Below are 6,640 nucleotides of genomic sequence, written 5' to 3' on the forward strand. Positions count from 1 at the left end.
TCGTGTGCATCGTCCTGTCCATCGGCAGCCCCTGTCGGCTCGTGCGCGCCGTGGCTCGGGCGCGGTGGTGACGCCAGTCAACGGGACGGATGAGTCACCCGTGTTTCGCGGGTGTCACCGACCGGGAAACGATGGGTACGGTGTGGTCATGAGAGCATCGGTCGCCGTCCTGCGCGTCGCGGCTGCGGTCGCGGTCCTCGTCGCCGTCGTCGCCCAGTGGGAGAACAGCCTGCGCGACCCGGGGTACCGGTTCGTCGACTTCTTCGGGTACTTCACGATCCAGAGCAACCTGATCGTGCTGCTCGCCCTGCTGGTCGGCGCGTTCACGGTCCTGCGTCGCGCGATGCCGCCCCGCTGGACGGTCGCCCTGCGGGCCGGCGCCACCACCTACGTCGCTCTGACCGGGCTGGTCTTCAACCTGCTGCTGGCCGGGTTGCCCTCGGACGACCCTTACACGCTGGGGTGGGCGAGCGACGTCTTCCACCGGGTGATCCCGCTCTACGTGGTGCTCGACTGGGTCGTCTTCGCCGACCGCGACCGTCAGCCCTGGCGGCGGGTGTGGCAGTTCCTGGCCTTCCCGCTGGTCTGGGTGGTCGTCGTGCTGGCCCGTGGCGCCGACTTCGTGCCGTACCCGTTCTTGGACGTGGCGAGCCTCGGCGGGGGTGTCGTGGCCCTCTGGTGTGCGGGCATCGCCGTCTCGGTCACGGTGATCGGGGCGCTCGTCGTGGCGGCGTCACGGCTGCGCCTGCTCGACCCGGACCGCCCCGTGCCTCAGCGCAGCGGGTCGTAGGGCGGGGGTTCGTAGGCCTCGTAGGCGTCGGGCGGCGGCGGCGCCGAAGCCCGGCCGCCCGGGGCGAAGGGGTCGACGGGTGCCTGCCGCGCGAGCGTGTCGAGCACCTGGTCCGCGAGGGCCACGAGGCGGTGGATCTCGTCCTCGTCGCGCTCGACCCAGCGGCACTGCGGGTCGCCGTGCACGGGCACGAAGTCGGTGTGCTGCTCCCACACCACGAGGGTGCGCTCGGCGCCCAGCACGTACTGCTGCCACGCGACCTGACGCAGGTACGAGCGGGGGATCGACGACCAGGCCTTCTTCGTCGTCTTGATCTCGCAGAGCTCGACGGTGCCGTCGGTGCGGACGGTCACGCCGTCGGGGGTGGCCAGGTGGCGGCGCTGACCGGCGGCGTGGAAGAGTTTCTGGCTGGACTCGATGCCGTGCCGCTGCAGCACCCACCGGGCGATCTCGGGCTCACGCGCCCGCCCGTGGTCGGTGTAGGCGTTGCCGCCGAAGCCGTTGCCGTAGAGCTTGTCGAGCACGACGGCCTGCACGGCCCGCGGGCTCGAGAGCCGGGCGACGTCGGTGGCCGTGATGCCCTGGCTGCGGGCCCGGAGCCACGCGATGCGGTCCGACGAGTCGGCCAGCACGCGCGTCAGGTGCGCAGGAGGCGCGGCGGGGGTCTCGGGCTCGTCGTCGTCCCACAGGGCGAGCATGGGTTGGACGACGGTCATGGTGACCATTGTCCCTCGCGACGGGCGTGGGGACGACACCCGCGCCTCCTCGTGTCGTGGACCAGGAGGCGCGCGCCGGGTGTGCGTGCTCAGACGGCGGCGGCGAGCTCGTCGATCGCGGCGGGGGAGAGGGCGTGGTGGATGGCGAGCATGCTCGCCCCCATGAGCCCGGCCCGGTCGCCCGCCCGGGACGGCACGATGGTCAGGTGCTCGGTCGCGAGCGGCATCGAGCGCTGGTAGACGACCTCGCGCACGCCGGCCAGGAGGTGCTCGCCGGCTTGCGCCATCGATCCGCCGATCGCGATGACCGAGGGGTTGATCATGTTGACGCAGGCGGTCAGCACCTCGCCGAGGTCGCGACCCGCCTGCCGCACGGCCTGCACCGCGTCGAGGTTGCCGGCCCGGACGAGCTCGACGACCTGGCGGCCCCCCTCGCAGTCGTGGCCGAGGGCCCGCAGCGAGCGGGCGAGGGCCGGGCCCGAGGCGACGGCCTCGAGGCAGCCGACGTTGCCGCAGTGGCAGACGACGCCGGCCCCGCGAGGGATCTGCACGTGGCCGATGTCGCCCGCGATGCCCTGGGCGCCACGCTGCGGGCGGCCGCCCGGGATGAGGCCCGAGCCGATGCCGGTGGCGACCTTGACGAACAGGAAGTGGTCGGTGCCCGGCCACGCGTGGCTGCGCTCGCCGAGGGCCATGATGTTGACGTCGTTGTCGACGAGGACGGGGACGTCGAGGTGGCGTCTGACCCACCCCGGTACGTCGAAGCCGTCCCAGCCGGGCATGATCGGCGGGTTGACCGGTCGCCCCGTGCTGAACTGCACGGGGCCGGGCAGGCCGATGCCGATGCCGATCAGGTCGTCGCGGGTGCGACCGAGCCGGTCGAGCAGGGCGTCCGCCCCGGTGACCATGCCGCCGAGGGTCGTCTCGGGCCCGTCGGCGATGTCGATCAGGCGACGGTCGCTGGTCAGTTCGACGCCCATCAGGTCGGTCAGGGCGAGGTTGACGTGGCCGGCTCCGAAGTCGGCGGCCAGGACGACGCGGGCCGACGGGACGAGGGCCACGCGCGACGGCGGACGACCGCCGGTCGACACGGCGTCGGCATAGGGGCCGACGAGACCGAGTTCGGCGAGCACGTCGAGCCGGAGGCCGATGGTCGACCGGGCGAGGCCGGTCATCGCCGCGAGCTCGGCCCGCGTGCGCGGCGCGCCGTCGCGGAGCAGCTGGAAGATCTCGCTGGCTCCCGTGCTGCCGAGGGCGGACGACCGCGTCGTGTCGGACATGGCAGCAGTAAACCACAGCCCCCGACGACGGCCGAGAGAACCCCGCCGAAAAATCGTCGACTTTTGCTTGCGGGTCGACAGAAGCGGTCCTATGGTGAGTCTCGGTCGACGCCGACCGCCACTCTTCCGGGGGTGACCGGTCGACGGCTCGACCGCTGAGAGTCCCCGACGGTGCCCGTCACCGTCGCACATCCACTCGGAAGAGGAGACACCCCTGGTGACCACCGCAAGCCCGATCTCGGTCCAGCTGTACACGGTCAGAGACGCCATCGCCGCCGACCTGCCCGGCACCCTGAAGCGCATCGCCGACCTCGGCTACACCCAGGTCGAGCCCTACGCGTTCGTCGACCGCGTCGACGAGTACGCCGAGGCCCTGCCCGCCGCCGGGCTCACGGCGCCCAGCGCGCACGTCGGCCTGATCGGCAAGGACCTCGAGCCGATCTTCGCCGCCGCCACCCGTCTCGGCGTCGGCACGATCATCGACCCGCACATCGACGAGACCCGCTGGGTCACCCGCGAGGACGTCGAGGCGATCGCGAAGGAGCTCGGCGAGATCGCCGACGCGGCCGCCGCCCACGACCTCACCATCGGCTACCACAACCACGCCTTCGAGCTCGAGAACCTGATCGACGGCACCCCCGCCCTCGAGGTGTTCGCCGCGGCCCTGCCGGCGAACGTCGTGCTCGAGATCGACACCTACTGGGTCGAGGTCGGCGGCGTCGACGCCGCCGAGCTGCTCGCCCGCCTCGGCGACAAGGTGCAGTTCCTCCACGTGAAGGACGGCCCGAAGAACAAGAACGACGTCGAGCAGGTCGCCGTCGGCCGCGGCTCCATGCCCGTGCGCGACATCCTGCAGGCGGCCCGCCAGGCCACACCCGTCGTCGAGCTCGACGACCATGCCGGTGACGTGTTCACCGCCCTCGCCGACAGCCTCGAGTTCCTCCAGGGGGTCCGCGCATGAGCGACGTGACCACGGCCTCGCGCCCCGCCGTCGCCTCCGACGGCAAGACCGGCCCGGTCGGCGTCGGGGTCATCGGCGCCGGCGTGATCAGCGACCAGTACCTCGGCAACCTCACGCAGTTCCCCGACCTGAAGGTCCTCTTCATCGCCGACATCGACCAGGACCGCGCCGCGGCCCAGGCCGAGACGTGGGGCGTCCCCGCCAGCGGCACGGTCGACGAGCTGCTCGCCCTCGACGACGTCGAGATCGTCGTCAACCTGACGATCCCGGCGGCCCACGTCGACGTGGCCCTGCAGGCCGTCGCCGCCGGCAAGCACGTCTGGGGCGAGAAGCCCTACGCGCTCGACCGCGAGAGCGGCGCCCGGCTGCTGGCGGCCGCGAAGGAGGCCGGCGTCCGCGTGGCGGTCGCCCCCGACACCTTCCTCGGCGCCGGTCTGCAGACCGGCCTGCGGGTCGTGAAGCGCGGCGACATCGGCACGCCCCTGACCGGTCTCGCGCTCTTCCAGGTGCCCGGGCCCGAGTCGTGGCACCCGAGCCCCGAGTTCCTCTTCGCCTACGGTGCCGGCCCGATGTTCGACGTCGGCCCGTACTACCTGACCACGCTCGTGCAGGTCTTCGGACCCGTCGCGAAGGTCACGGCCACGGCGTCGAAGGCGCGCGACAGCCGCGTCATCGGCTCGGGACCCAAGGCCGGCACGGTCTTCCCCGTCGAGGTGCCCACGCACGTCAGCGCCCTGCTGCAGTTCGAGAGCGGTGCCAGCGCGCAGGCCGTCTTCAGCTTCGACTCGAAGCTGGCGCGCGCCGGCTTCGTCGAGATCGCCGGCACCGAGGGAACGGCCGTGTTCCCCGACCCCAACGAGTTCGAGGGCGACACGACGGTCCACACCGGTACCGACGAGCCGGCGGTCGTCGCGGCCCCGGGCCCGGCCTTCACCCGCGGCACCGGCGTCGCCGAACTCGCCCAGGCGATCCGCGAGGGCCGCCGTGAGCGCGTGCCCGGCGAGCTCGCCTTCCACGTCCTCGACGTCATGGTCTCGCTCGCCGAGTCCGCCGAACGCGACGAGAGCGTCCGCGTCGACTCGACCCTCGAGCCGACGCCCGAGCTGCCCGAGAGCTGGGACCCCTCGGTCCCGACCCTCGGCTGACCCGGTGCGGTGCCGGCGCCTCCTCGACGCCGGCACCGCGCCTCCTCACCCGTCCACCCCCGAGCGCACCACCCGCCCCACCGGAGTCACCACAGCACCACGAACCCCCTGCACCCCCCCTTCCCTCACTCGATGAAGAGAAATCTCGAAGAAGAGACCCCAGGAGAAGTCATGCAAACGAAGTCCCGTGGGCTCGCCCCCCGCGCGGTCGGGGCCCTCTCGGGCGGTTCGATGACCGCCTGCTGCGCCTCGGGCGGCAGCGGCGACGCCGACCCCATCACCTACTGGGCCAGCAACCAGGCCCCCACCGTCGAGAAGGACGCCGAGGTCCTGCAAGAGAGCATCGACCGGTACACCGAGGAGACCGGCGTCAAGGTCGCCCTCGAGGTCATCCCGTGGTCCGACCTCTACAACCGCATCCTCACCGCCGTCTCGAGCGGAGAGGGCCCCGACGTGCTCAACATCGGCAACACCTGGGCCGTCTCGCTGCAGTCCAGCGGCGCGTTCGTGCCGTGGGAGGGCGACGCCCTCGAGCAGATCGGCGGCAAGGAGCGCTTCGTGCAGTCGAGCTTCGCCACCGGTGGCGCCGAGGGCCAGGCCCCGACGTCGGTGCCGATCTACGGCCTGTCGTACTCGCTGTACTACAACACGGCGATGTTCGAGGCGGCGGGCATCACGGAGCCGCCGGCGACCTGGGACGAGTTCGTCGAGGACGCCAAGAAGCTGACGATCGACACCGACGGTGACGGCTCCATCGACCAGTGGGGCGTGACGATGGCCGGGTCGAGCATCTCGAACAACGCCCACCAGGCGTTCGTCCGAGGCCTGCAGAACGGCGGCTCGCTGTACGACGACGAGGGCAACCCCGACTTCGGCAACGACGGCGTCGTGGCGGGCGTCAAGCAGTGGGTCGACCTGATGGCCGTCGACAAGGTCGTCTCGCCCTCGGACGCCGAGAGCGTGAACGGTGCCGACATGGCCGCCACGTTCGCGGACGGCCAGGCCGCGATGTTCTTCGACCAGGCCCCCGGCGACAACCTGAAGTCGCGCGACTTCACGGACTACGCCGCGGCCCCCGTCCCGATGGAGACCGCCGACGCCACCGGGCTGCTCGGCACCCAGAGCCACGTGGCGGGCATCAACGTCAGCGTGTTCGAGAACTCGGGCAACAAGGACGCGGCCATCGCGTTCGTCAAGCACCTGACGAGCGACGCCGAGCAGAAGTACCTGAACGAGTCGTTCGGTGCGCTGCCGGTGGTCACCGCCGCCTACGACGACCCGGCGTTCCAGACCGACGTCATCAAGCTGAAGCAGGTCACGCTCGCCGACCACGCCCAGCCCATGCCCCTCTACCCCTCCGAGGGACAGATGGAGACCCTGGTCGGCACCGCGATCAAGAACCTCCTCGCCACCGCAGCCCAGGGCGGTTCCGTCAGCGAGTCCGACGTCAAGTCGGCCCTCGAGGACGCGAACAGCCAGATGAGCTCGGGTCAGTAGCCCGTCCCACCGCCCGTGACGGGGGCGGTCGGTCCAGCCGACCGGCCGCCCCCGCCGCCCAGGCCCCGAGCGCCGACCTCACCCGGCCCAAGGGCGCGGCCCAGATCAGCGAGCCCGGGCCCCTCGTGCGCGCCGGCTCGGTGCCCCAGCTCGCCCTGACGACCGACGCGGTCTCCGACGAGGACGGCGGAGCCGCCGAGGCCGAGGGCGACGTCGACTCCATCGAGGACGAAGAGCGCTCCGAGTAACAC

General features: G+C 71.8%; 7 protein-coding genes. 5 read left to right on the forward strand and 2 right to left on the reverse strand.

The features are described 5' to 3' along the window. Positions 1 to 148: 148 nt before the first annotated feature. A complete protein-coding gene (locus AEQ27_RS09250; protein ID WP_152970254.1) occupies positions 149 to 790 on the forward strand; it encodes a Pr6Pr family membrane protein in 642 nt (213 codons plus the stop codon). Here AEQ27_RS09250 and AEQ27_RS09255 read toward each other — a convergent pair. Together AEQ27_RS09255 and AEQ27_RS09260 are read right to left on the reverse strand one after the other, a co-directional pair. Beyond that, positions 772 to 1,506 (reverse strand): YqaJ viral recombinase family protein, encoded by a 735-nt coding sequence (locus AEQ27_RS09255; protein ID WP_235451041.1) that lies wholly within the window; start codon positions 1,504 to 1,506, stop codon positions 772 to 774. The two genes, AEQ27_RS09250 and AEQ27_RS09255, sit on opposite strands and share 19 nt — an antisense overlap. Before the next feature lie 89 nt (positions 1,507 to 1,595). Beyond that, positions 1,596 to 2,786 carry an ROK family transcriptional regulator gene (locus AEQ27_RS09260; protein WP_054146371.1) on the reverse strand — a complete coding sequence of 397 codons (1,191 nt, stop codon included), beginning with the start codon at positions 2,784 to 2,786 and terminating at the stop codon, positions 1,596 to 1,598. A gap of 217 nt (positions 2,787 to 3,003) precedes the next feature. On the opposite strand from AEQ27_RS09260, the gene AEQ27_RS09265 reads away from it, so the two are divergent. The 4 genes from AEQ27_RS09265 (at position 3,004) to AEQ27_RS18545 (ending at position 6,637) form a co-directional block, all read left to right on the forward strand. Continuing rightward, complete coding sequence (locus AEQ27_RS09265) at positions 3,004 to 3,747, forward strand: sugar phosphate isomerase/epimerase (protein WP_152970255.1); 744 nt, start codon at positions 3,004 to 3,006, stop codon at positions 3,745 to 3,747. Further along, on the forward strand, positions 3,744 to 4,892 hold the full coding sequence (locus AEQ27_RS09270; RefSeq protein WP_054146372.1) for a Gfo/Idh/MocA family protein: 1,149 nt from the start codon (positions 3,744 to 3,746) through the stop codon (positions 4,890 to 4,892). Before AEQ27_RS09265 ends, AEQ27_RS09270 begins: the two co-directional genes overlap by 4 nt. A 171-nt stretch (positions 4,893 to 5,063) precedes the next feature. Then, complete coding sequence (locus AEQ27_RS09275) at positions 5,064 to 6,389, forward strand: sugar ABC transporter substrate-binding protein (RefSeq protein WP_054146373.1); 1,326 nt, start codon at positions 5,064 to 5,066, stop codon at positions 6,387 to 6,389. A gap of 125 nt (positions 6,390 to 6,514) precedes the next feature. After that, complete coding sequence (locus AEQ27_RS18545; RefSeq protein WP_255349761.1) at positions 6,515 to 6,637, forward strand: hypothetical protein; 123 nt, start codon at positions 6,515 to 6,517, stop codon at positions 6,635 to 6,637. The last annotated feature ends 3 nt before the right edge of the window (positions 6,638 to 6,640 follow it).

The organism is Frigoribacterium sp. RIT-PI-h (assembly GCF_001297205.1).
Taxonomy (GTDB): domain Bacteria; phylum Actinomycetota; class Actinomycetes; order Actinomycetales; family Microbacteriaceae; genus Frigoribacterium.